Origin of the sequence: Conexibacter sp. CPCC 206217 (assembly GCF_030646165.1) — a bacterium.
Taxonomy (GTDB): Bacteria; Actinomycetota; Thermoleophilia; order Solirubrobacterales; family Solirubrobacteraceae; genus Conexibacter.
The window spans coordinates 40,044-64,060 of the sequence record NZ_JAUTDO010000003.1; the positions used below are offsets into that span (position 1 = coordinate 40,044).

Annotated in this window: 17 protein-coding genes; 8 read left to right on the forward strand and 9 right to left on the reverse strand. The window is 72.3% G+C overall.

The annotated features are described in order from the left end of the window. Window positions 1–6: 6 nt before the first annotated feature. Entirely contained in the window at window positions 7–1,125 is a 1,119-nt protein-coding gene (locus Q7L65_RS08525; RefSeq protein WP_304720374.1) for an RNA polymerase sigma factor, read from the reverse strand. 30 nt (window positions 1,126–1,155) lie between these two features. Between Q7L65_RS08525 and Q7L65_RS08530 the strand changes: the two genes are divergently transcribed. Continuing rightward, window positions 1,156–1,560, forward strand: coding sequence for a PaaI family thioesterase (locus Q7L65_RS08530; protein WP_304720376.1), 405 nt, complete (start codon window positions 1,156–1,158; stop codon window positions 1,558–1,560). A gap of 54 nt (window positions 1,561–1,614) precedes the next feature. Here the strand turns inward: Q7L65_RS08530 and Q7L65_RS08535 are convergent, their stop codons facing one another. Then, window positions 1,615–3,390, reverse strand: a complete 1,776-nt coding sequence (locus Q7L65_RS08535; RefSeq protein WP_304720378.1) for a PucR family transcriptional regulator — start codon at window positions 3,388–3,390, stop codon at window positions 1,615–1,617. A gap of 172 nt (window positions 3,391–3,562) precedes the next feature. Between Q7L65_RS08535 and ald the strand changes: the two genes are divergently transcribed. Continuing rightward, window positions 3,563–4,648, forward strand: coding sequence for an alanine dehydrogenase (gene ald, locus Q7L65_RS08540; RefSeq protein ID WP_304720379.1), 1,086 nt, complete (start codon window positions 3,563–3,565; stop codon window positions 4,646–4,648). Window positions 4,649–4,766: 118 nt separating this feature from the next. On the opposite strand, the gene Q7L65_RS08545 is transcribed toward ald, so the two are convergent. Beyond that, a complete protein-coding gene (locus Q7L65_RS08545; RefSeq protein ID WP_304720383.1) occupies window positions 4,767–5,528 on the reverse strand; it encodes an SDR family NAD(P)-dependent oxidoreductase in 762 nt (253 codons plus the stop codon). A gap of 130 nt (window positions 5,529–5,658) precedes the next feature. Between Q7L65_RS08545 and Q7L65_RS08550 the strand changes: the two genes are divergently transcribed. Both Q7L65_RS08550 and Q7L65_RS08555 read left to right on the forward strand, forming a co-directional pair. After that, window positions 5,659–6,264, forward strand: a complete 606-nt coding sequence (locus Q7L65_RS08550; RefSeq protein WP_304720385.1) for a TetR/AcrR family transcriptional regulator — start codon at window positions 5,659–5,661, stop codon at window positions 6,262–6,264. Between the two features lie 168 nt (window positions 6,265–6,432). Further along, on the forward strand, window positions 6,433–8,790 hold the full coding sequence (locus tag Q7L65_RS08555) for an arylsulfatase (RefSeq protein ID WP_304720387.1): 2,358 nt from the start codon (window positions 6,433–6,435) through the stop codon (window positions 8,788–8,790). A 58-nt stretch (window positions 8,791–8,848) separates the two neighbouring features. Here Q7L65_RS08555 and Q7L65_RS08560 read toward each other — a convergent pair whose 3' ends face one another. The 4 genes from Q7L65_RS08560 to Q7L65_RS08575 form a co-directional block, all read right to left on the reverse strand. After that, complete coding sequence (locus Q7L65_RS08560) at window positions 8,849–12,613, reverse strand: family 78 glycoside hydrolase catalytic domain (protein ID WP_304720389.1); 3,765 nt, start codon at window positions 12,611–12,613, stop codon at window positions 8,849–8,851. A 145-nt stretch (window positions 12,614–12,758) separates the two neighbouring features. Continuing rightward, window positions 12,759–14,522: an NAD+ synthase gene (locus Q7L65_RS08565; RefSeq protein WP_370552533.1), complete on the reverse strand. Its 1,764-nt coding sequence runs from the start codon at window positions 14,520–14,522 to the stop codon at window positions 12,759–12,761. 20 nt (window positions 14,523–14,542) lie between these two features. Next, complete coding sequence (locus Q7L65_RS08570) at window positions 14,543–15,025, reverse strand: hypothetical protein (protein ID WP_304720393.1); 483 nt, start codon at window positions 15,023–15,025, stop codon at window positions 14,543–14,545. Between the two features lie 11 nt (window positions 15,026–15,036). Beyond that, a complete protein-coding gene (locus tag Q7L65_RS08575; protein WP_304720396.1) occupies window positions 15,037–16,530 on the reverse strand; it encodes a wax ester/triacylglycerol synthase family O-acyltransferase in 1,494 nt (497 codons plus the stop codon). A gap of 399 nt (window positions 16,531–16,929) precedes the next feature. Here Q7L65_RS08575 and Q7L65_RS08580 point away from each other — a divergent pair, with 399 nt between their 5' ends. The 4 genes from Q7L65_RS08580 to Q7L65_RS08595 all read left to right on the forward strand — a co-directional run bounded on the left by Q7L65_RS08580 (window position 16,930) and on the right by Q7L65_RS08595 (window position 21,101). After that, a complete protein-coding gene (locus tag Q7L65_RS08580) occupies window positions 16,930–17,934 on the forward strand; it encodes a septal ring lytic transglycosylase RlpA family protein (protein WP_304720397.1) in 1,005 nt (334 codons plus the stop codon). 97 nt (window positions 17,935–18,031) lie between these two features. Next, a complete protein-coding gene (dinB, locus tag Q7L65_RS08585; RefSeq protein ID WP_304720398.1) occupies window positions 18,032–19,120 on the forward strand; it encodes a DNA polymerase IV in 1,089 nt (362 codons plus the stop codon). Between the two features lie 157 nt (window positions 19,121–19,277). Beyond that, the gene (locus Q7L65_RS08590; protein WP_304720400.1) at window positions 19,278–20,120 is read left to right on the forward strand and encodes a hypothetical protein; all 843 of its coding nucleotides are present in this window, start codon (window positions 19,278–19,280) and stop codon (window positions 20,118–20,120) included. An 84-nt stretch (window positions 20,121–20,204) separates the two neighbouring features. Further along, window positions 20,205–21,101, forward strand: a complete 897-nt coding sequence (locus Q7L65_RS08595) for a DsbA family protein (protein ID WP_304720402.1) — start codon at window positions 20,205–20,207, stop codon at window positions 21,099–21,101. A gap of 22 nt (window positions 21,102–21,123) precedes the next feature. Here Q7L65_RS08595 and Q7L65_RS08600 read toward each other — a convergent pair whose 3' ends face one another. Then, window positions 21,124–22,638, reverse strand: coding sequence for a TrkH family potassium uptake protein (locus Q7L65_RS08600; RefSeq protein ID WP_304720404.1), 1,515 nt, complete (start codon window positions 22,636–22,638; stop codon window positions 21,124–21,126). After that, on the reverse strand, window positions 22,639–23,967 hold the full coding sequence (gene trkA / locus Q7L65_RS08605) for a Trk system potassium transporter TrkA (protein WP_304720406.1): 1,329 nt from the start codon (window positions 23,965–23,967) through the stop codon (window positions 22,639–22,641). Window positions 23,968–24,017: the final 50 nt, after the last annotated feature.

Consider the following 24,017-nt stretch of genomic DNA (forward strand, 5'->3'; position numbering starts at 1 on the left):
CTCAACCTAGCCCGTTCTGTTGACTCTGAGCGGGCCCTCGAGCAGGATCTCGGCCGGTCTGGCGGGGATCTCTCTCTGCGGCAGCGGCTCGCGCGAGATCACGACCTGGTCGTAGTCCGCGGTGTCTCTCGGCAGGTCCGCGCTGACGGCGAATCTGCTGTCGGGGCCGACGCGACCGGGGAAATAGCCGAGGAATCTGGCGTTGCCGTCGCTGCTCTGGCGCAGCCATGCGGCGTAGACGTCGTCCGCGCCGTTGGCGGCGATGTCCTGGACCTGCACCGCCACGACCGGTCTGTTGTCTCTCAGCAGGATGAACGCGACTCCGAGCGGTCTCTCGCCGCCGCCGGGCGGTCTGAGGTTGACCTGCTGCAGGAACGTCGGTTCGTTCGCCGCGGCTCTGTCAGCGGTCGTTCTCTGCGTCTGCGCCTGCGTCTGCGGCGCGGCGCCCGAACTGGCCGACGGCGAGTCGTCGTCGCTGCCGCCGTTCAGCACGACGATCAGCACGACCGCGACGAGCGCGGCGATGCCGATCAGCAGCAGCGCGCCGCCGAGCTTGGAGGAGCGGCGCGGCCGGTCCGGCTCGTCCCAGCCGAAGGCCTGTGCGGCGGCGGCGTTGGAGGCGCCGTCGCGGGCTGCGTCGTCGGTCTCCGCATCCGTCGCGGTCGTGCGCGCGAGGCCGTCGAGGTCGGTGGTGTCGGCGTCGAGCGCGTCGCCGTCCGCGTCGTCGGCTGGCTCGAGCGGTGCGGGCGAGAGCCTCGGCGCGCTTCCGTTGCGCGCCGGCAGATCCGGCAGCGCGACGTCGGCGAGCGGGGCGAGACGCTCGTGGAGGGCGCCGGCCCAGCGGCGCGCGGCGCGCGAGTCGTCGAGGTGCTGGAGCGTGACGGCGCGCTCGGCGTCGTCCTGCTGGCCGAGCAGGTAGTCGGCGATCTGGCCGCGGCGCTCGGGCGACAGCGCCGCGCCGGTGCCGGCGGGCGCGAGCGCCTCGAGGCCCGCGTGGGCACGCGCGCGCACGGCCGCCTCGTCGATTCTCAACAGTCCGGAGAGGTCGGCGTAGCCGCGGCCCTGCTTGAGGATCAGCTGGAGGACGGCACGCTGATCTGGGGGAAGCGACTGAAAGGCGCTCATCGACTGCCAAGCCTACTAACGTCTGCGCGCGTGAGCCTCAGACCACTGCCACTCCCCGATCGCGGCCTCGACAGCCTCTTCGGCTACTCGGAGCTGCTGCACGGCGACGGCGAAGTGCGCGCGCGCATACCCGTCAGACCGGAGCTGCTGCAACCGTTCGGCCTCGTCCACGGCGGCGTCTACGCCAGCGTCGCGGAGACGCTCGCGTCGCTCGGCACCTACATCGGCGTCCACGAAGACGGCAAACAGGCGATGGGCCTGTCGAACAGCACGAGCTTCCTGCGCCCGATCACGTCCGGCCACGTCAACGCGCACGCGAGAGCGTTCCACCGCGGCCGCACGACGTGGCTGTGGGACGTCGAGATCCGCGACGACGAGGACCGCCTCTGCGCGGTCACGCGGATGACGATCGCCGTGCGGGATCCGCGCGGCTGAGCTGGAGCGCGGGCGCAGTGCCACGCCACCGCGGCGTCGTGGCCCGCATCCGCGTCAGCCGACGTAGCGCCGCGCCTCGACCGCGAGATGCAGCGTCAGCAGCTCGGTCGGGTCGGACAGGTCGACGCCGAGCAGGCGCTCGATCCGCTCGATCCGGTGGTAGAGCGCCTGGCGGTTGAGGTGCAGCGCGCGCGCCGTCTCGGCCTTGTGGCCGCCGTTGGCGCAGAGCGTCTGCAGCGTGGGGAGGAGGGCGTGTCTGCGTCTGCGGTCGTGCTCGATCAGCGGGCCGAGCCGGCGCGTCACGAGCGCGGCCAGCTCGCGGTCCTCGCGCCAGTGCCACAGCAGCCGCTGCAGTTCCAGCGCGCGCGCGTCGTGCCAGGCGGTCGGCGGCAGCGGCGCGGCGCTGGCGGCGCCGTCGGCGGCGAGCCGCAGCTCCGGCCCCGCGCCCTCCCAGCCGGTCGCCCGCCCGACCGCGATCGTCAGCTCGGCGTCGCCGAGCCGACGAGCGACCGCCGTGCGCAGAGCGGCGGCGGCGAGGTCGGCGACCCGCTCGCGCTCGCCGACGCCCGGGCCGCGCTCGTTCGTGCCGGATCGGCTCGCGCCGTGCCAGCTCGCGCCGTGCCCGCTCGCGCCGTGCCCGCTCGCGCCGTGCTCGCTGTCATGCAGGGCCACGAGCGCCAGCATCCGGCCGGCCCGCTCGCGCTCGCCGACCAGCGCGGGGGTGCCGCGGCCCTCCAGCTCGACCTGGGCGTCGCGCAGCACGAGGCTCCACTCGGCCGGCTCGACCTGCGCGCTCGTCTCGGCGGCGAGCGCCAGCAGCTGCCCGGAGGCGGGGGCGAAGCCGATCAGCTGCGCCTGGCGGCGGGCGGCCGCGGCCTTCACGCGGCCGCCCGACAGCGCCAGCAGGAAGCTCCCGCGCTCGCGCGCGACCAGCTCCTCCTCCTGGCGGCTGCGCAGCAGCGACAGCGCGACGAGGCCGGCCGCGCGATCGAGCACAAGCCGCGCCAGCTCGTCCAGCGGCGCGCTGACCGGCAGCACGACGAGCCGGCCGGGCGCGCCGTGGCCGAGCGGGACGGGGGCGGAGAGGCCGGCTTGCCAGGCGGCGGCGCCCTCGCCGCTCGCGCCGCCGCCTGTCTTGCGTCCAGCCGTGCCACGGCTCGCCGCGCGCGCTCTGCCCGTACGCCCACCCGCCCCGCGATCGCGCGCCGCCGCCCACGCATCGAGCGCGTCGTCGCCCTGCTCGTCGCCGCCGGGGACGGCGTGGGCGAGGACACGGCCGCTGGCGGCCTCCAGCACGACCGGCGTCGCGAGCGTCTCGGCGAGCAATCGCAGGACCTCGGGGATGCCGCCGCCGTCGAGCACGATCTGCGTCAGCTGGCCGTGGATCTCGTCGCAGCGCTGCAGCACCGCGTAGCGGCTGTTGACCAGTTCGGTGTGGATCGCCTCGGTGACGGGGATGAAGCGCACGTCGCGGCGGAAGGCGACGAGCGGCAGCCCGCGCCGCTCGGCCTCGCCGACGAGCGCGGGCGGGAGGTCGTCGAGCGCGCCGCCCAACTCGACGAACAGCGCCGCGGCGCCGGCCTCGTCCAGCTCCTTCACGAAGCGCCGCTGCTCGGCCGCTCTGCGCCCGATCCCCATGCCCGTCGTCAGCAGCAGCTCGCCGCCGAGCAGGACCGACGCGATGTAGGAGACCTCGCCCGCGTGGACCCAGCGGATCGGGCGGTCGAGGTTGCGCTCGCCGGCCACCACGAGCGGCAGGCCGCGCTGCACGGCCGGCAGCGCCAGCGCCTGCGCGACGGTGATCCGCGGGGGAAGGTCTGCGGCGGTCATCTCCGACACAGGGTGGCAGACCATCACAGGACAGAACGTCTGCCCTTCTGTCACTACGTGCGACGTTGCGTCCCGCTGTTTCGGGCCGCTGCGGGCGGGAGCCTACGTCGCACAGGCACGAGCGAGGTGGCCGCCGTCACGCGGCGACCCACATTCAAGAGGAGCTGGGCAGATGCGCGTTGGCGTCGTGAAGGAGATCAAGCCGTCGGAGCGTCGCGTCGCGCTGACCCCCGCGGGTGCAGCCGAGCTGGCGGGCGCGGGCCACGACGTGCTCGTGCAGGCTGGTGCCGGCGTCGGCTCCGGTTTCCCCGACGACGCCTACGCGGCCGCCGGCGCGACGCTCGTCGAGGGCGCCGAGACGGTCTGGGGGGATGCCGAGCTGATCGTCAAGGTGAAGGAGCCGATCGCTTCGGAGTACCCGCTGCTGAGCGAGGACACCGCGCTCTTCACGTACCTCCACCTCGCCGCCGAGCCGGCGCTGACCGACGCGCTCGTCGCCGCCCGCACGACCGCGATCGCCTACGAGACCGTCACCGAGACCGACGGCTCGCTGCCGCTGCTGGCGCCGATGAGCGAGGTCGCCGGCCGCCTCGCCGGCCAGGCCGGCGCGTACTTCCTGCAGCACCCGCTCGGCGGGCGCGGCGTGCTGATCGGCGGCGCCCCCGGCGTCGCGCCGGCGCGTGTCGTCGTGATCGGCGGCGGCGTCGTCGGCTTCAACGCCGCCCGCGTCGCGGCCGGCATGGGCGCCGAGGTGACGATCCTCGAGCGCAGCCCGCGCCGCCTGCGCGAGCTCGAGGACCGCTTCGACGGCCGCATCCGCGTGCTGATGAGCGACCCGCTCTCGCTGGAGGAGGAGGTCACGAACGCCGACGTCGTGATCGGCGCGGTCCTGATCGCGGGCGCCGCCGCGCCGAAGCTGATCACGCGCGAGCTGCTCGGCAAGATGCGCGAGCGCTCGGTGATAGTCGACGTCGCGATCGATCAGGGCGGCTGCGCGGAGACGTCGAGACCGACGACCCACGACGCCCCGACGTACGTCGTCGACGACGTCCTGCACTACTGCGTCGCGAACATGCCGGGCGCCGTCCCCGCGACCTCCACGCGCGCGCTCACGAACGCGACGATGCCGTACCTGCGTCAGCTCGCCGACCGCGGCGTCGAGGCCGCGCTGGAGCACGACTCCCGTCTCGCCGCCGGCCTCAACACGCGCGCCGGCAACGTGGAGATCGCCGACCTGCTGGCGCCCGTCGCGGCGTAGCGCACAAGCCTCCTGGTTGCGAGCAGCACACCAGGACCGGAGCGGGGCGCGACCGTCACGCGCCCCGCTCCTCCATCTTCGAAGTCGACGAGGTGGAGCGGATGCTCGGCGGATCGGGTCACGGCTGGTCGGTCGGGCGGACGACGATCTCGTTGACGGCGACGCGGCGCGGGTTGGTGACGACGTACGCGACTGCGTCCGCGATGTCGTCCGCGTGCAGCTGCTCGACCTCGCCGAAGGCTGCGGTGAAGTCCGCGTCGGAGTTGGCCTTCTGCTCGAACAGCTCTGTCTGGGTGCGGCCGGGCTCGATCACGGAGAAGCGGACGTTGCGCTTCGTGAACTCCTGGCGCCATGCCTCGGTCGCGCCGGTCACGGCGAACTTCGTCGCGTTGTAGATCGCGACCGTCGGCGCGGCGAACCGTCCCGCGACGGAGGAGATGTTGACCACGTCGGCGACCGCGCGCGGGCTGTCCTGCGCGGCCGTGAGCAGATGTGGAAGCGCCGCCTTGGTCACGTACATGAGACCGCGCAGGTTGATGTCGACCATGCGGTCCCACTCCTCCAGCGGAGACGCCTCCGAGGGCCCGTTGAGCATCACGCCGGCGGAGTTGACGAGCGTGTCGAGCCGGCCGAACTGCGCGACGGTGCGCTCGACCGCCTCGCGCGCGGCCGCTGCGTCGGTGAGGTCGCCCGCGATCACGAGCGCGTCGTGCCCGTCGGCGCGCAGCTGCGATGCGAGCTCGTCGAGCTTGTCCGCCCGGCGGGCGGCGAGTGCGACCTTCGCGCCGGCGCCGGCCAGGCGGTGAGCGGCCGCGCGGCCCAGGCCGCTGGATGCGCCGGTGATCAGCGCGACGGTTCCGTCGAGGGCCTCAGATGCCATGACCAGCGTCCTTTCGGTGGGAGTCCGCGATGCGTCTCGCAGATCGCACGCCGACCATTTACGAGACTGTGCGACCACTATATCGGCTTTACGAGACGCCGCGCACCGTTTTTCATCTAGACTCGCGCTCATGGCCGACAGCGAGCCGAGACCACGCGGACGTCCGCGCAGCGAGGAGACCCGGCTGGCGATCCTGGCCGCCGCCTTCGACGTGGGCGCCAGCGACGACCAGCAGGACTTCTCGATCGCGGGCATCGCCGCGCGGGCGGGGGTCAGCAAGCAGACGGTGTACCGCTGGTGGCCGAGCAAGGCCGACGTCCTGATGGAGGCGCTCGCGCATCGCGCCGACCTCCAGATCTCCACGCTCGATCGGGGCTCCTACGCGGACGACCTGCAGTCGTTCCTGGGCGAGACGTTCGATGTCCTGACGCAGCCGGGTGTGGTGAGCGCATCGCGCAGCCTGATGGCGGAGGCGCAGCAGGACCACGCGTTCAGAGCCCGCTTCCGCGAGCGCTTCCTCGACCGCCGCCGGGCCGCGTTCGCGCAGATCGTGCAACGCGCCGACGCCCGCGGGGACCTGCCTCCCGGCATCGACGGCGAACTGGCCGCCGACATCGTCTTCGGAACGACCTGGTACCGCATGCTCACGACCTCGCGACCGCTCGGCGACACGGACGCGGCCGCACTCGCGACCCTGCTGTCGGGCGGGCGACCAGAGCGAAAAGCCGCCCGTTAGCTGGGCTCGACGTCCGGGCGCTGCGGCTCCGTCGGCTGGCGCGCGCCGTTTCATCCGATCCGGATGGTGCGCGGGCCGCGCGCTGCGAGGACCGTGTTCGGGTGCGAGACATCTTCGGGGAGCGCTGCCGAGCGCCCGAAATCGCGGCGAAGGCCAAGGAGCCAGATCATGAGCGAGCCGTTCAAGGGCAAGATCAACGTCGACATCCGCGACTCGGTGCCGGACTGGTCGCCGTTCGAGCCGCCAAGAGCGCCTGACGGCGCGCCGAGCGTGATGTACGTCGTGCTCGACGACGTCGGCTTCTCCGCGATGGCCTCCTATGGCGGTCCGGTCGAGACCCCGAACATCGACCGGATCGTGGCCGACGGCGTCAGGTACACGCAGTTCCACACGACGGCGCTCTGCTCACCGACGCGCTCCTGTCTGCTGACGGGCCGCAACCACACCCGCAACGGCATGGCCTGCATCACCGAGTGCGCCAGCGGGTTCCCCAACGCCAACGGGGCGATCCCGCCGGAGAACGGCCAGATCCAGCAGATTCTGGCCGAGCGCGGCTGGAACACGTACATGGTCGGCAAGTGGCATCTCTGCCCGGAGGCCGAGATGAACCTCGCCTCGACGCGGCGCAACTGGCCGACCGGCCGCGGCTTCGAGCGCTTCTACGGCTTCCTCGGCGCCGAGACCAACCAGTGGTATCCGGAGCTGGTCTACGACAGCCACCCGGTCGACCCGCCGCGCTCGCCGCAAGAGGGCTATCACCTGACGGTCGACCTCACCGACAAGGCGCTCGAGTTCATCAAGGACGCGAAGGCGCTCGCGCCCGACAAGCCATACTTCCTCTACTACGCGCCCGGTGCCTGCCACGCCCCGCACCACGCGCCGCAGGAGTGGAGCGACCGCTTCAAGGGCCGCTTCGACATGGGCTACGAGGCACTGCGCGAGCAGACGCTCGCGCGCCAGAAGGAGATGGGCCTCGTGCCGGCCGAGACCGAGCTGCCGCCGCTGAACCCGATCGGCACGACAGAGACCCGCAGAGGGCCCGGCGGCGAGCCGTTCCCGGCGCTCGACGTCACCCGACCGTGGGACTCGCTGTCGGCCGAGGAGCAACGGCTGTTCAGCCGCATGGCGGAGGTCTACGCCGGCTTCCTCGCGCACACCGACGCGCAGCTCGGGCGGCTGCTGGACTACCTCGAAGAGAGCGGCCAGCGCGAGAACACGCTCGTGGTCGTCGTCTCCGACAACGGCGCCAGCGGCGAGGGCGGGCCCAACGGGTCGGTCAACGAGAACAAGATCTGCAACGGGATCCCCGACGACATCGCGGAGAACCTCGCGATGCTCGACGAGCTCGGCGGCCCGCGGACCTACAACCACTACCCCAACGGCTGGGCGATGGCGTTCAACACGCCGTTCAAGATGTGGAAGCGCTACGAGTTCAACGGCGGCACGTCGGACCCGTGCATCATCTCCTGGCCGAGCGGCATCTCGGCGCGCGGCGAGACGCGCGAGCAGTACCACCATGCGATCGACCTCGTCCCGACGATCCTCGACGTGCTCGGCGTCGAGCCGCCAGAGATGATCGCCGGCCACCAGCAGAGCGGCTTCGACGGCATCAGCATGCGCTACAGCTTCGACAGCGCGCCGCTGCCGAGCGCCCGTGCCACGCAGTTCTATTCGATGCTCGGCTCGCGCAGCATCTGGCACGACGGCTGGAAGGCCGTCAGCACGCACCCGACGCTGAGCGGCTGGGGGCACTTCGCCCAGGACAGCTGGGAGCTGTACCACACCGACGTCGACCGTTCCGAGCTGCACGACCTCGCCGCGCAGGAGCCCGAACGCCTGCGCGAGCTGATCTACCTCTGGTACGCCGAAGCGGGGGCCAACGACGCGTTCCCGCTCGACGACCGCTCCCCTTTGGAGCTGCTCACGACCCCGCGGCCCGTGCTGTCCGCGCCCCGCAACCGGTACGTCTACTACGCGGACCTCGCTGACGTGCCCGAGTCGCAGGCGGCCAACGTCCGCAACCGCTCCTACGCGATCGCCGCGCTTGTCGACCTGCCGGACCCCGGCGCCACGGGCGTGCTGTTCGCACACGGCTCGCGCCACGGCGGCCACGCCCTCTACCTCAAGGACAACCGCCTGCACTACGTCTACAGCTTCGTCGGCAGCATCGAGCAGAAGATCGTCGCCGACCGCGAGCTGCCGACCGGTGAGGACCTGATCCTGTCCGCCGCCTTCGAGAAGGACGGCGAGGATCCCCCCGGGGTGGCGGCCGGGACGTTGTCGCTGTTCCATGGCGACGTGAAGGTGGGCGAGGGCCGCATCCGCACCCAGCCGGGCAAGTTCTCGCTCGGCGGGGAGGGGCTGTGCGTCGGACGCGACAGCAGCGACCCGGTCACGGAGGACTACCCGGGCGCCGCGCCCTGGTCGTTCAGCGGCGGCACGATCAAGCGCGTCGCCGTTGACGTCAGCGGTGAGCCGTACGTCGACCTCGAACGCGAAGCCGTCGCGATGATGTCCCGCGAGTAGAGCGGGGCGGGCGAGTGGAGCGGGGCGCGACCGTCACGCGCCCCGCTCAGGTGCGCTCCTAGCGCTTCTTCACGACCGTGAAGTCGGCGTAGCGCTCGCGTGAGCGGTTGCCGGCTCTGTCGGTCGCGACGAGCGCGAGGCGGTGGGCGCCGACGTCGAGGCGGCGGGTGTCGAGCGTCCAGCGGGTCTTGCCCGCGGAGGCGCTGACCGTCGTGACGCGCAGCTCGCGCCACGCGTGGCAGCGCGTGCCGTGCGTCGTCTTGACCGCCCGGCGCTTCGACGCGCCGCGCGCCTCGATCACGCAGCGTCTCGCAGACGAACGCCAGCCGTCGACGCGCTGCTCGACGCCGATCCGCAGGCTCGCCTGCTCCGACAACGTGACGCTCAGCGTCGCGCCGCGACCGGCGACGATCCGCGCGGGGGACAGCTTCGCGCCCGAGACGCGTGGCGCCGTTCTGTCTCTCGACCCCGGCCCTCTCGGATCTCTGCCACCCGGGCCGCCCGGATCTCTCGGGTTGCCCGGGTCTCTGCCGCCCGGCGCCGGCGTGTCCGCGCTGAAGCGGTAGCTGCCGGAGCCGACCGCGTAGACCGCGGCGCCGTTCTCCTGGCGCAGGAATCTGACGCCGTCCTGGTCGGCCGCGGCACGCCCGTTCTCCCACACGCGCTGTCCGGCCGACACCGGCACGTGCACCTCGGCGAGCGTGTTGACCGGCACGTCGACATCCAACTCCACACGCGCGCCGTCACGGCGCCAGGCGCTGCGGGCAGCGCCGTAGTCGCTGTCGAGCGAGGCGCTGGCGTCGGTCAGCGTGCCGCCCGGCGTCGGGCGCACGACGATGCGGCGGTAGCCGGGCGCGGCGTCGTCCGGCGCGAGGCCGCCGACGGAGCCGTACAGCCAGTCGCCGATCGAACCGAGCCCGTAGTGGTTGAACGAGTTCATGCCCGGGTCCTGGAAGCCGCCGTCGACTCTGATGCCGTCCCAGCGCTCCCAGATCGTCGTCGCGCCGAGGCCGATCTCGTAGCCCCACGAGGGGTACGTTCTCTGCTGCAGGATCCGGTACGCCTCGGCGGTGTGGCCCGTGTCGGCGAGCACCGACAGCAGGAACGGCGTGCCGAGGAAGCCGGTCGACAGGTGTCCGTCGCGCGCCGCGACGTTCGCGGCGAGTCTGTCTCCAGCGGCGCCTCGCAAAGCGTCCGGCACGAGGCCGAAGTGCAGCGCCAGCACGTACGACGTCTGGCTGCCGGAGCCGACGCGGCCGTCGGCGCGCACCCACCTCGCCGCGAACGCCGCCTTGATCTGGTCGTACAGCTGCTGCAGCTGCGCGGCGTCCGCGTCCTTGCCGAGCGCGAGCGCGGATCTGCGCACGATGTCGGTCGAGTACGCGAAGAACGCGGTGCCGATCAGGTCCAGCGGCGTGTAGGCGGTGGCGAGCCAGTCGCCGTAGCCGGACGCCGGGCGGATCAGCGCGGTCGAGTTCGCGCGCAGGTAGTCGATCCATCTCAGCATCGCCGCGTAGTTGTCCGACAGGATCCGCGTGTCGCCGTAGTGCTGGTAGAGCGCCCACGGCACGACCGTGCCCGCGTCGCCCCAGCCGGCGCTGCCGTCGCCGCAGCAGGTGCGCGGCGCCACGTCGGGGTAGGCGCCGTTGTCGCTCTGGCTGTCGCGCAGCGTCATCAGCCACTGCTCGAGGTAGTTGGCGTAGTCGCCGTTGAACGAGCCGGTCGAGGCGAACGCCTGGATGTCGCCGGTCCAGCCCAAGCGCTCGTCGCGCTGGGAGGCGTCTGTCGGGACCGCGAGGAAGTTGCTCCACTGGCCCCAGACGATGTTCTGCTGGATCCGGTCGACGAGCGGATCCGACGTTCTGAACGTGCCGTATCTCGGCGCGTCCGTCGTGACGACGCGGCCTTCGAGCGCGTCGAGGTCGGGCGTGCCCGGATAGCCGGTCACCTCGACGTAGCGGAAGCCGTGGTAGGTGAAACGCGGCTCCCACGTCTCGCCGTCGGCCGCGCCGGACAGCGTGTAGGTGTCGGTCTGCTGCGCGCTGCGCAGGTGCGCGCGGTAGAGCGAGCCGTCGTCGTCGAGCACCTCGCCGAAGCGCAGGCGGACGCTCGTGCCCGCGGCGCCCTGAACGTGCAGGCGCGCCCAGCCGGCGAAGTTCTGGCCCATGTCGAAGATGTACGTGCCGGCTGCCGGCTGCGTGATCGCGACCGGTCTGATCGTCTTCGTGACGCGGATCGGCGGCGCCTGCGACGGGAAGACGACCGTTCTCTCGGTCCGTCTGATCGCGGCGGGCCAGCCGCCGCCGAAGCCGGGGCGGTCCCAGCCGGCGGGCTCGGCGCGCGCGTCGAACGTCTCGCCGTCGTAGATACCCGACTGCTGCACGCCGCCGCTGCCGGCATGCCAGCTGTCGTCGGTGACGATCCGCTGCGTCGTGCCGTCGGCGTAGGTCAGCTCCAGTTGCGCCAGCAGCGCGGGGGTCGATCCCCATCTGCGCCCGCCCTGCAGGCGGCCGGCGTAGAAGCCCTCGCCCAGCAGCGCGCCGATCGCGTTGGCGCCGGGTCTGATCATCCCCGTCACGTCGTAGGTCTGCGCGGGCGTGTGCTTGTCGTACTCCGTCCAGCCGGGCGCGAGCAGCGCGTCGCCGACCTTGGAGCCGTTGACGCGGATCTCGTAGAGGCCGAGCGCGGAGACGTTCAGCCGCGCGGAGACGACCGTTCTCGGCGTCGTGAACTCGCGCCGCAGGTACGGCGAGGTGCCGCCTGGCAGCGCGACGTTGGAGCCCCACGGGCCGCTGCCGTAGGCGGCGGCGACGCGCGCGGCTCTCCAAGCGCTGTCGTCGAACGAAGGCTGCTGCCAGCCGCTGGCCTCGGTGTCGCTCGCCTTCCAGCTCGCGCCGGTGTCGAACGTCGTGGGAGCGGTCGCGTCGCCGCTGTAGGTGACGCGCAGGCGGCCGATGAAGCCGGTTGGCGACGGGCTGCCGTCCTCCTGCGTGAGGCGGTTCTTCGCGGCGACCGCGATCGTGTTGGCGCCGGCTCTGAGGTATCTCGCGACGTCGACGGACTGCGCCTTCTGCCAGGCGTCGCGGTCGCCCTCGCGCAGCTCGTGGGTGTCGGCGACGAGCGTGCCGTTGACGTAGACCGCGGCCTCGTCGTCGGCGCTGAAGAGGTAGCGCGCGGTGGCGATCGGATCGCTCGGCAGCGTGACCGTGCCGCGCAGCCAGCGCGTGACGGCCGGCACGCCGGTGGTCGGGTCGTTCTCGTCGAACCAGATCCAGTTCGCGCCGCTGAGGTCGAGCGAGTCGGCCGGGGCGGCGATCCACGACGCGCTCCAGTCCGACGGGTTCAGCAACCCGGTCTCGAACGCGGCCGGCGCGCTCCAGCCGGATGCGCGGCCGCGCTCGTCCCAGACCTGCACCTTCCACTGGTAGCGCGTGCCGGATCTCAGCTGCGGGCCGCCGTAGTCGACGTTCGCGGAAGCGCTGCCGTTGATGCGGCCGCTGTCCCACACGTCGCCTCTGTTGCCGTCGAGCGCGCTGCGGCTGGTCGCGACCAGCACGCGGTAGGCGGACTGCGCGCGGCCGCGCCCGTCGCCGGACAGCCGCCAGCCGAGGTTGGGATCGCTGTCGCCGAGCCCGAGCGGGGCGACGGTCCGATCGACCGTGAGGCGATCGATCGAGAGGGGCGGTGCGGCTGCGAGCACCGGGCCGGCGCCGGCGCCGATCGCGAGCGCGGCCAGCGCGGCGCTCGTTCCCGCGGTCGCGGCGAGCGCGCCCAGGGACGATCGGCGCCGGCCCCCGAGCCGGCGAACCGAGGTTCGCTGCATGGTGTTCTCTCCTCCTACGCCAGACGCGCGCTCGCGTACAAGCATGCGCGTCTGTGATCGATTAGGTCCGTGCGACCCTAATCAACCAACGCGATCCGACGCAAATGAACGTCTTCTCGCGAACCTGGGGTGTTTCAGATTCGTGTCAGCCGGAGTAGCGATTCGTGATCGGCACGCGCCGATCGCGGCCGAACGCGCGGCCGGTGATCTTGATTCCGGGCGGGGCCTGGCGGCGCTTGTACTCGGCGCGGTCGACGAGCCTGATCACGTGCTCGACGTCCTCGGGGCGGAAGCCGCGCTGGATCAGCTGGGCGCGCCCGAGGTCCTGCTCGACGTAGCCGTCGAGGATCGGGTCGAGGACGGCGTAGGGCGGGAGCGAGTCCTCGTCCTTCTGGTCCGGGCGCAGCTCGGCGCTCGGCGGGCGGTCGATGATCGCGACCGGGATCAGCTCCCTGCCGGTCGTCTCGACCTCCAGCTCGTTGCGGTAGCGGGTGAGCGCGTAGACGCGCGTCTTGGGGCAGTCCTTGATCAGCGCGAAGCCGCCGGCGAGGTCGCCGTAGAGGGTCGAGTAGCCGACCGACATCTCCGACTTGTTGCCGGTCGCCAGCACGAGCCAGCCGAACTTGTTCGAGAGGCCCATCAGCAGGTTGCCGCGGATGCGCGCCTGCAGGTTCTCCTCCGTCAGGTCCGGTGCATGGCCGTCGAACGCGCCCGCGAGCGTCGTCTCGTACGCCTCCATCGCCGGGCGGATGTCGAACTCGAACAGCTCGACGCCGAGGTTGGCGGCCAGCTGCCGCGCGTCGGCCTGCGTCTCGCTCGACGAGTACGGCGACGGCATCACCGCGACCGCGACGCCCCCAGGGCCGAGCGCGTCGGCCGCGATCGCGGCGACGAGCGCCGAGTCGACGCCGCCGGAGAGACCGAGCACCACGCGTCTGAAGCCGTTCTTGCCGACGTAGTCGCGCAGGCCGGCGACGAGCGCCGCGTAGACCTCCGCGTCGCCCTCCAGCATCGGCGCGATCGGCCCGCCGGTGCGCAGCTGCTCCTCGGGCTCGGGCGCCGGCGGCAGCTCCAGCCGCGCGATCGTCGGGACCGGCTTGGCGGCGCGCCCGGCCGCGCGCAGGCGCGCGTCGCGCAGGCGGTACGTGCGCGGAGCGAGCGGGTCGACCGTCGCGACCAGCAGCTCCTCGGTGAACTGGCCGGCGCGCGCGACAACCTCGCCGCGGTGGTCCAGCACGAGCGAGTGGCCGTCGAAGACCAGCTCGTCCTGGCCGCCGACGAGGCCGCAGAAGGCGACGACGCACATCGTGTCGCGCGCGCGCTGGATCAGCATCCGCTCGCGCTCGGCGCCCTTGCCGGCGTGGTACGGGGAGGCGCTGATGTTGACGATCACCGACGCGCCCGCGTACGCCTCGTCGGAGGCGGGCGGCCCCGGCTCCCATATGTCCTCGCAGATCGTCAGGCCGATCTTGATCCCGCCGACCTCGATCAGCGCGCCGCCGTCGCCCTCGGCGAAGTAGCGCTGCTCGTCGAAGACGCCGTAGTTCGGCAGATAGACCTTGCGGTAGACGGCCTGGATCGCGCCGTCGGCGAGCACCGCGAGCGCGTTGTAGACGTCGTCGTCGCGCTCGGGGAAGCCGACGATCGCGACGATCCCGGTCGTCTCCTCCGCGATCCGGTCCAGCGCCTCGCGCGTGTCGCGCAGGAAGTGCTCCTTCAGCAGCAGGTCCTCGGGCGGGTAGCCGGTCAGCGCCAGCTCCGGGAACAGCACCAGCTGCGCCTGCTGGCCGCGCGCGGCGGCGATTCCGTCGCGGATCTTGCGCTCGTTGCCGGCGATGTCGCCGACCGTGGCATTCATCTGGCAGAGCGCCAGGCGGAGGGGGCCTGGGGGCGTCGTCATGGCGCTCATGATCGCAGCGTGCGCCGCGATCAGCCGCCTGAGGCCGCCGGTCCGCCGCCGAGCCAGTAGGAGGCGAACGTCTCCAGGCTGCCGTCGGCGGGGTCGGCGACTCTCACGATGCGATCGCCGCCGAGCGCGACGACACCGTCGGTGCCGGGCTTTCTGAGCAGCACGACCGCCTGGCCGGCCTCCTCCAGCGCGGGGTCGGGCGGGCCCGACAGCCGATCCTGCAGCGCTCTCAGCTGGACCGGTGCTCTGGCCGTGCCGTAGAGCATGTAGACGTCGCCGGTTCGCAGCAGTCTCACCTGCTGCGCGTCGAGCAGCTGCTCGGGCGTTCTGTACAGCGCGCCGGGCGCGGCGGCCGGCGCGGCCGGGTCGACATGCGCGTCGTCGCGCGAGTTGAGGAACAGCAGCAGCAGAACGACCGCGCCGAGCCCGATCGCGACCGAGATCACGCCGCCGCCGAGCCGCCGCAGCGCGCGGTGTCTGGCAGGGGGCTGCTCGGCGCTCATGCCCGCAGAGGCTATTGGGCGGCGCGGCCGGCGGCAGCACGCTCCGCGCTGCCTGGGCCGGCGGGACCGCCGTTGCGGCGTCTGCGCGGGCTGTCGATCGGCGGCAGCCCGGCCGCCTCCGCAAGCTCCTCGAGCGCCTCCGACAGCTGCCCGGCGAGCAGCTCGAGATCGGGCAGCGCGTCGAAGTCGGCGTTGAGGCCGAACGAGATCCGCCCGTCGTAGCTCATGATCGCGATCCCGAGCGCTTGGTTCTGCGCGAGCGGGACCATCGGGTAGATCGCCAGCATGCGGCGCCCGAGCACGTACAGCGGCAGCTGCGGCCCCGGCACGTTCGTGACGACGAGGTTGAAGAAGCGCTGGTGCGCCTGCAGCCGCGCGGCCTGCGCCATCACCGTCGGCGGGGCGAAGCCGGTCAGCTCCGTCAGCACGCGCGCGCCGACCGCCTGGCCGGACTCCTTCAGCCCGTCCATCTCGCGCTTGATCAGCTCCAGCCGCTCGATCGGGTCGGTCACGCCGACGGGCAGCCCGGCCCAGATCGCGGCGACCTGGTTGCCGAGCGCGCCGTGCTCGGCGTCTGCGCGGACCGAGACGGGGATCATCGCGCGCAGCACGAGGTCGATCGTCGGGTGGCCGTGCGCGCGCAGGTAACGCCCGAGGCCGCCGGAGACGGTCGCCAGCACGACGTCGTTGACGGTGCCGCCGAGCGCGTTCTTGATCGCCTTGACGCGCTCCAGCTCCTCGTTGTCCCAGGTGAAGCGGCGGTGCGGGCCGATCCGCACGTTGAGCGGGCTCGGCGGCGCGCCCCTGACGCCCGGCAGCGTGAACGAGCCGACCGCGGCGAGATCCTCGACGGCGCGTCTGACGACCCGTCGCGGCGCGCGCAGGGAAGCGCGCACGCCGCGCACGATCTCGCCCGGGACGGTCGTGCGCTCCAGCAGCGCGTCGGCCAGCAGCTGCGCGTTGCTCGGCAGCGGGCGCGGGACCCACGGGACCTCGGGCCGCGGGGTCGGCGGCGGCTCCTTCGTGAGGTCGAACAGGACGGTCGTGATGTCGACGCCGGAGATCCCGTCGACGAGTGCGTGGTGGGTCTTGCCCAGCAGCGCGAAGCGGCCGTCGGCGAGGCCCTCGACCAGCCACAGCTCCCACAGCGGCTTGTTGCGGTCCAGTTGCTGGCTGAAGGCGCGGCCGGCGAGCTGCTTCAGCTCCTCGTCGCCACCAGGCTCGGGCAATGCATGGTGCTGTACGTGATAACGGGTGTTGAAGTGGGGATCGTCCACCCACACCGGGCGGCCCTGCGACAGCGGCACGAACGCGAGCCGCTGGCGGTAGCGCGGGACGAGGTGCAGGCGCGCCTCCACGTGCGCGACCAGCTCGTCGTGGGTCGGCGGCGGACCCTCGAAGACCATGCACGAGGCGACGTGCATGTGGGTCGCCGAGTCGTGCTCCAGATGCAGGAAGGACGAGTCGAGTCCTGAGAGTCGGTCACGGTTGGCCACGAACGCCATTCTGGAGGTTTGTCCGGCTCGGTGCAACGCACGAGGTTCGATGAGCGTTCGCGCCGAATTGGCAGATTTGGCGCTGATTAATGTCAGCCTTCTGACTTGAAACCTGTGTCGTGTGAGATCGGGCACAGAGGCGGAGTGGGGGCGGGCTACCGTGGCCGACTCACATCCGACCTGCCGAGTCGCCCTGTCCGAAACAGGGTGAACGGGGGACCCACAGCCGGGAGCGTGAGTGCGATCCCTTCCCGGCGGGGGCGAATCGGAGCGGCTGCTGCCGCCCGTAGCGACGACCGACCGTCACGCCGTGCGCGCCTTTCCGGGCGCGCCGCGGGAACTCGGCCGCCGCGAGCCCGTCAGCTAACCCCGTAGGCGTGTGGTCGGCCCGAAGGAGGTCACACTCCGTTGTCCACACAGCTTCAGCTGCGTGTGCGGCCGCGCCATGCCGCGGCCGGCGCGCTCGCCATCGCCACCACCCTGTCCGCCACGGCCCTCGCGGTCGCGGCGACGCCTGACACGAGCCACGTCGCGCCGGCCGGCTCCGTCCGTCCCGTCGCGTCCGCTCCCACGGCCTTCGCCGCCGCCAGACCGACGGCGCGAATCGAGGACCGTCGCCTGCGCTACGGCCAGAGCGTCGTCGTGCGCGGTCGCGCCGCTGCCGCGGTCGGCAGGACCGTCGCGTTGGAGTACCGCCGCAGCGGCCGTCGCTGGCACGCGATCGACCGTGCGCACGTGCGCAAGAACGGCCGCTACGAGCTGGCCGCCGAGCTGCGCGCGACCGGCAAGGTCCGCGTCGTGGCGGCGAACGTCGCGGTGGCCGCCGCGTCCGGCACGCAGGCGAGCCGCGCGCACCGCGTCGCGGTCGCCGGCGAGCTGGCCGTCAAGCGCAGCAGCCACGGCGCCGCCGCCGGCGGCGCGGTGCGCGTGCGCGGCGTCCTGTTCCCGCGTGGACGCGGGAAGCGGGTGACCGTCGAGGGTCGCATCGGCGGGCACTGGCGCCCGGTCGGCCATGGCGTCACGCGCGCCGACGGTCACTTCGGCGCGCGCGTCGTCGCGAGCCGGCTCGGCACGACCCCGCTGCGCGTCCGCTCCGCCGCGACGAAGTCGAACATCGGCACGCGCGCGGCGGCCGGCTCGCTGCAGGGCTTCCGCGCCTCGACCGCGTCGTGGTACGGCATCTACGGCGGCCCGCTGGCCTGCGGCGGCACGCTCGGCTACTCGCAGATGGGCGTCGCCAACAAGTCGCTGCCGTGCGGCACGAAGGTCACGATCAGATACAACGGCCGTCAGGTGACGGTCCCCGTGATCGACCGCGGCCCGTACGTCGGCGGCCGCGAGTGGGATCTGACGGGGGCCACCGCCCGCGCCCTCGGCTTCGACGGCGTCGGCACGATCTGGACGACGGTCTAGCAGCAGCCGCGGCACGGGCACCGGCAACGTTGCCGGTGCCCGGAGGGCCCCATCCCGCTCGTGCGCACGCGCCGCCCGGCGGCGTACCATTCGTGTCGTGGGAACAGATGTTCGTCCCAAACGGGTCATCGCGCACCTCGACTGCGACGCGTTCTACGTCTCGGTCGAGCTGCTGAGACGGCCCGACCTGCGCGACAAGGCGGTGATCGTCGCCTACGACGGCCCGCGCTCGGTCGTCACGACCGCGTCCTACGCGGCGCGCAGATACGGCGTCGGCTCCGCGATGCCGCTCTCGCGCGCGCGGCGGCTGTGCCCGCACGCGATCCTGCTGCCGCCGAACTTCGACGCCTACCGCGCGACCTCGAGGCAGCTGTGGACGATCGTCAGAGAGCGCCTCGGCGCGCTCCAGCACCTCGGCCTCGACGAGGCGTATGCGGACCTGACCGGCGTCGAGAAGCCGCTGCGCGTGCTGCGCGAGCTGATCGCCGACGTGAGGGAGCAGACGGGGATCACGGTCTCGGTCGGCGTCGCGCCGTCGCGACTGGTCGCGAAGGTCTGCAGCGAGCTCGGCAAGCCGGCGGGGTTCGTCGCGATGGGGCGCGAGGAGGCGGCGAGACGGTTCGCCGGCAACTCGCCGAAGCTGCTGCCGGGGATCGGGCCCAAGAGCGTCGAGCGACTGCGCGAGATGGGGATCGAGACGATCGGCCAGCTGCAGCAGACGCCGCTGGAGCGCCTGACCGAGCGGTTCGGCACCAACCACGGCGCGGATCTGCTGCGGCGCGCGCACTTCCACGACGACTCGCCCGTCACGACCGAGCAGGTCTTGAAGTCGCGCTCGAACGAGCTCACGTTCAACGAGGACGTCGAGTCGTTGAGCGAGCTGGAGGAGATTCTGCGCGGGCTCGCCGCTGAACTGTGCGAGGGCCTGCGCAGACGCGAGAAGCGCGGCCGCACGATCGCGATCAAGGTCCGCCTCGACGACTGGACGACCGTCACCCGCGCCCGCTCGATCGACACCCACACGCACGACGCTCAGCTCGTCACCGATGTGGCGCTGGAGTTGCTGCGGGCCTACGCGCCCCCGCGCCCCGTGCGCCTGCTGGGCGTGCGGATCGCGTCGTTTGAGGACGAGGGAGCGATGGTGGCGCAGGCCGCGCCGTCAGCGCAGCTCGCGCTGCCGCTGTAGCGGCGGTGCCGCGACGCCAGCCGGCGCTTCCCCTGCAGCAGTCGCCGCTCTTCTCGCGCGCGACCGTCTATGTGCCAGTAGTCATGTAGGTTTCCCAGCGCTCAGCCGACGAGAGGGGCCCCACGTGCGGGGACGGACGTTCGCCACAGTCATTGCCATGCTCGTCGTGCTCGCCGCCGCAGCGGTTTCGCTGCCGCCCGCGCCCTCCGCGCGCGCGGACGAGACCGAGGTCGAGTACTGCGACGAGTACGACATGCGGCTCAGAATCGAGGTGCCGCCGTTCGTGCACGCGGGCGAGCCGTTCGCGCTGAGAGTCACGGACGGGTTGAAATACGCGATCTACGACACCGCGGTCGACGTCTTCGCCACCCTCGACGGGGTCAGAACCGCGGTGCCGGTCACGCCCGACGGCGACAGCAGCGTGACGCTGCGGGTGCCGAGCCGGCCCGGCACCTTCACCTTCGACCTCGACTGGCGGCAGCTGCAGCACTGGAAGGGGTCCGACCAGGAGGCGGTGTGCATCGCGGGGCTGACCACGAGGATGGTCGCGCTCGGCCGCGACAAGAAGATCGGGGACCTCGATGCGGCCCGGATCGCCGGGACCTACCTCTATCGTCTCGAACCGACCGGCTTCCCGCGCGGCCGCAAGGCCTCGCAGCAGCGGATTCGCATCGCGCCGAGGTGCGCGGTCGGCGCATGCGACCTGCGGTTCGCCGGCGTCCCGATCCCGAAGCTCGGGTACGGCCACTACGCTCGGGCGGACCGTGGCTTCGCGAGCTGCACGACGTCCACCGGGAGGGTTGTCGCGAGAGCATGGCGAACACGCACGAGCATCGACTTCACCGTCGCCGCCGACAGGTGGGACAGAAACGGGCAGCTGATCGCGACGCGCTTCAGCGGCGAGTACCTCCTCGAGGGGTGGTCGACCGGCAAGTCGCGCGATCCCAATTGCAGAGGCTGGGTGTACCAGGCCTGGCGCGTCACCGGCCGGCGGCTCTGAGTCTCCCGGCCGACCTGCTGGGCCGTCGGGTTCTCACGAAGTCGTGAGATAGCGAACCGTTGCCTGTGCAATACTTGCACGGTCATGAGCTTTCCGATCGAGGTCACCGAGTACACCGACGCGCAGTGCCCGTGGGCATGGTCCGCGGAGCCGATGAAGTGGCGTCTGAGATGGCACTACGGCGATGCGCTGGCGTGGCGCACGCGGATGATCGTGCTGGCCTCGGACACCGATCACTACGCGCGGATCGGTTTCAGCGCCGAGCAGCTCGCTGCCGGCTTCGAGATGTTCGCGACGCGCTACGGCATGCCGCTCGACGCGACCCCGCGCCCGCGCCTGGGCGCCACGCGGCCGGCTGCCAAGGCGGTCGTCGCGGCGCGCGTCAACTCCAGCGCTGACGTCGCCGAGCGGCTCCTGCGCCGCCTTCGGATCCACGCGATGACGAACCCGACCGCGATGCTGGAGGAGAGCGCCACGATCGTGGCCGCCGCCACCGAGGCCGGGATCGACCCCGCCGTGCTGGAGCGCTGGCTGACCGATCCGGCCGTCGAGCGCGAGCTGCAGGCGGACATGCTCGCGGCCCGCTCCCCCGCGCCGGCCGCCGTCGCGCTCAGCCACAAGCTCGCGAGAGTGACCGAGGATCCGAGCAGATGGCGCTACACCGCGCCGTCGCTCGTCTTCACGCGCGCCTCCGACCGTACGACGATCGAGACGCCGGGCTTCCACCCGTCGCTCTCCTACGAGGTCGCGATCGCGAACCTCGACCCGTCGATCGAGCGCAGAGCGGCGCCGGCGTCGGTCTCCGAGCTGCTGGAGTGGGCGGGCGAGCCGCTCGCCACGCAGGAGGTCGCCGAGGTGTTCGGCATCGACCGCGACGCCGCCCGCGAGCAGCTCACGGACGCGACCGGAGCGATCGAGCAGCGCGCCGGCAGCGACGCCTTCTGGGCGCTCGACACCGCCGCGGTCGCGCAGGCGGCGTAGCGCCTCTACCGCGCGTGCCGCCTCAGGGCCGCCAGAAGCTGCGCGTCAGCAGCACCGCGACCGGAACGATCTCGACGCGGCCGAGCCACATCAGGCCGGTCAGGATCCCCGTCGAGAGGTTGCTGTAGCCGGCGAACGAGCCGTTCGGTCCGGCCTCGCCGAAGGCCGGGCCGACGTTGCCGATCGACGACGCCGCCGCGCCGATCGCGTCGAACGCGCTCAGCTCCGCGCCCGAGCGCTCGGCGTCGATCACGAGCCCGAGCGAGCCGAGCGCGAACGCGAACACGTACAGCAGCACGAACAGCACCGTCGACCTCAGCGCCGCCTCGTCGACGACGATCCCGTTCTTGCGCACCGGCAGGATCACGCCGCGGTGGGCGGTCTGCGCGAGGTCTCGGCGCACCATCCGGAACAGCAGCAGATGCCGCACGACCTTGATCGAGCCGCCCGTCGATCCGGCCGACGCGCCGATGAACATCAGCAGCAGCAGGATCATGGTCGCGAGCGACCCCCACTGCGTGTAGTCGGTCGTCGCGAAACCGGTCGTCGTCATGATCGAGGTCGCCTGGAAGGTCGCCTGTCGAACGGCGTTCTCTCCGGAGGCGTCCCCGCTCGTCAGCAGCGTGACCAGCAGCAGGGCCGAGGCGACGAGCAGGAAGCCGATGTACAGCCGCACCTCCTCGTCGCGCGCGAGGTCGCCCGCGCGGCCCTTGAAGATGACGTTGAAGAGGCGCAGGAAGTTGAGCCCCGCGACGACCATCACGACGACGAGGATCCACTGCGAGATCGGCGCGAACGCGGCGACCGACTCGCCCTGCGGCGAGAAGCCGCCGAGCGCCATCGCCGACGACGCGTGCGCGAACGCCTGCCACGGCGTCATCGCGTCGTCGAGGCCGAGCCAGCCGACGCTCGCCAGCACCAGCGTCGCGACCAGCGTCAGCCCCACGTAGAGCGACCACAGCCGCCGCGCGGTGTCGCGGATCGTCGCGCCGAAGCGCTCGATCTCAGTCGGCCCGGCCAGCTCGGACTGCAGCAGCCGCCGCCCGCCGACGCGCAGCCGCGGCAGCACCGCGATCGCCAGCACGATGATCCCCATCCCGCCGAGCCAGTGGCTCAGCTGGCGCCACACCTGCGTCGCCTCGCCGAGCCTCTCGACCTCCGGCACGACCGAGCCGCCGCTGGCGGTGAAGCCGGACATCGCCTCGAAGTAGGCGTCGACCGGCACGCGCAACTGCGGCTCCCCCGACAGCACGAACGGCAGCGCCCCGAAGACCGGCACCACCAGCCACACGAGCGCGATCACGAGGAATCCCTCGCGCTGTCCGATGCGGTCGGCGCGACGCGCGTGGGTGAGCCGGTCCAGCAGCAGGCCGGTCCCGCTCGTCGCGCCGCCGGCGGCCAGCCACGGCAGCACGTTCTCACCGGCGAACAGGGCGACCGCGGCCGGCGCGAGAAACGCCAGCCCGACCCATCTCAGCACCCCGCCGAGCAGGTCGAAGACGGCGCCGAGGTCGACGCCGAGCCGTGGGCGGCGCATCTACAGGGCCGCCTCGACCTGCGTCGCGCGCGCTTGGTCGATCAGCACGATCACGCGGTCGCCGGCACGCAGCTCGCTGTCGCCGTGCGTGAAGAGGACGCTGCCGTCGCGCACGATCGCGCCGATCGTCGAACCGGTCCTGGGCAGCTCCCGCAGCGGGCGGCCGATCAGCTCGCTCTCCGGCCGCACGACGATGTCGAGCACGTCGAAGCGGTCGTCGTCCAGCAGCGCGATCTGCCGCGTGCGCGGGTCGTGCGCGAAGCGGATCAGCTCCTGCGCGGTCGCGGTGCGCGGGTTGATCGCGACGTCGACGCCGGCGCGCTCGAAGACGGCGGCCGAGAGCGGGTCGTCGACGACGCCGATCGTCGTGTGGACGCCGGAGACGCCGGCCGTGAGGGCTGCGTAGAGGCTCTGGGCATCGTCGCCGAGCGCGGCGACCGCGACCTGCGCGCTGCCGACGCGCTCCTCGCGCAGCAGCTCGTGGTCGGACACGGAGGCGTGGAAGACGCGCGCGTCCGGCAGCTCGGCGGCGGCGTGGCGAGCCAGCTCGGCGTCGGGCTCGAAGATCCGCACGCGGTAGCGGTGGACCAGCAGCTTGCGCGCGATCGCGAGGCCGACGGGCGTGGCGCCGAGCACGATGACGTCCTCCACCTGCGGTTCGTGCGGCGCGAGCTGGCGGCTCCACTCCAGCGCCGCCTCGCGCGAGGCCATCACGACGACGCGGTCGCCGATGCGCATCTGCGCGTCCCCACGCGGCAGCAGCAGCTCTCTGCCGCGCACGATCAGCGCGACGCGCGAGTCGGGCGGCAGCGGCGCCTGTGACAGCGGCACGTTCAGCAGCGCGCAGGCGTGCGCGCGCTGCTCGACGTCGAACTCGGCGACGACGACCTGGCCGTCGGCGAAGAGGTCGGCGACGCGCGCGCCGGGGACGGCGATCGCGTCGATCACGGCGCTGGCGGCCTCCAGCTCGGAGGAGACCATGAAGTCGACCTCCAGGACGCCTTCCTGCCACGCCGCCAGGTGCTCGACGTCGGTCGTGCGCACGAGCGTCCTGGTGGTCTGCGAGAGCCGCCGCACGAGCATCGCGGCGACGAGGTTGACCTCGTCCTTCGCGGTCGAGGAGATCAGCAGGTCGGCGCCTCTGACGCCGGCCTCCTCCAGCACGCGGCGGCTGGCGCCGTTGCCCTCGACGGTGCGCACGTCGAACGCGTTGGTGAGCGCGGCGAGGCGGCCTGGATCGCGGTCGACGACGGTCAGCTCGTGATCCTCGTACAGCGCATCGACGACCGTCAGCCCGACGTGTCCCGCCCCCAGCACGATGATCCGCATCTGCGGCAGGGTACGCCGGGGCGCGGCGCGGCGGGCGGCGGGCTCGGCGC

Bases quoted from the DNA above. Each gene is read 5' to 3' on its own strand.
- Q7L65_RS08525 (WP_304720374.1), bottom strand. From the start codon at position 1,125: ATGAGCGCCTTTCAGTCGCTTCCCCCAGATCAGCGTGCCGTCCTCCAG.
- Q7L65_RS08535 (WP_304720378.1), bottom strand. From the start codon at position 3,390: ATGACCGCCGCAGACCTTCCCCCGCGGATCACCGTCGCGCAGGCGCTG.
- ald (WP_304720379.1), top strand. From the start codon at position 3,563: ATGCGCGTTGGCGTCGTGAAGGAGATCAAGCCGTCGGAGCGTCGCGTC.
- Q7L65_RS08545 (WP_304720383.1), bottom strand. From the start codon at position 5,528: ATGGCATCTGAGGCCCTCGACGGAACCGTCGCGCTGATCACCGGCGCA.
- Q7L65_RS08550 (WP_304720385.1), top strand. From the start codon at position 5,659: ATGGCCGACAGCGAGCCGAGACCACGCGGACGTCCGCGCAGCGAGGAG.
- Q7L65_RS08555 (WP_304720387.1), top strand. From the start codon at position 6,433: ATGAGCGAGCCGTTCAAGGGCAAGATCAACGTCGACATCCGCGACTCG.
- Q7L65_RS08560 (WP_304720389.1), bottom strand. From the start codon at position 12,613: ATGCAGCGAACCTCGGTTCGCCGGCTCGGGGGCCGGCGCCGATCGTCC.
- Q7L65_RS08565 (WP_370552533.1), bottom strand. From the start codon at position 14,522: ATGAGCGCCATGACGACGCCCCCAGGCCCCCTCCGCCTGGCGCTCTGC.
- Q7L65_RS08570 (WP_304720393.1), bottom strand. From the start codon at position 15,025: ATGAGCGCCGAGCAGCCCCCTGCCAGACACCGCGCGCTGCGGCGGCTC.
- Q7L65_RS08575 (WP_304720396.1), bottom strand. From the start codon at position 16,530: ATGGCGTTCGTGGCCAACCGTGACCGACTCTCAGGACTCGACTCGTCC.
- Q7L65_RS08590 (WP_304720400.1), top strand. From the start codon at position 19,278: ATGCTCGTCGTGCTCGCCGCCGCAGCGGTTTCGCTGCCGCCCGCGCCC.
- Q7L65_RS08595 (WP_304720402.1), top strand. From the start codon at position 20,205: ATGAGCTTTCCGATCGAGGTCACCGAGTACACCGACGCGCAGTGCCCG.
- Q7L65_RS08600 (WP_304720404.1), bottom strand. From the start codon at position 22,638: ATGCGCCGCCCACGGCTCGGCGTCGACCTCGGCGCCGTCTTCGACCTG.
- trkA (WP_304720406.1), bottom strand. From the start codon at position 23,967: ATGCGGATCATCGTGCTGGGGGCGGGACACGTCGGGCTGACGGTCGTC.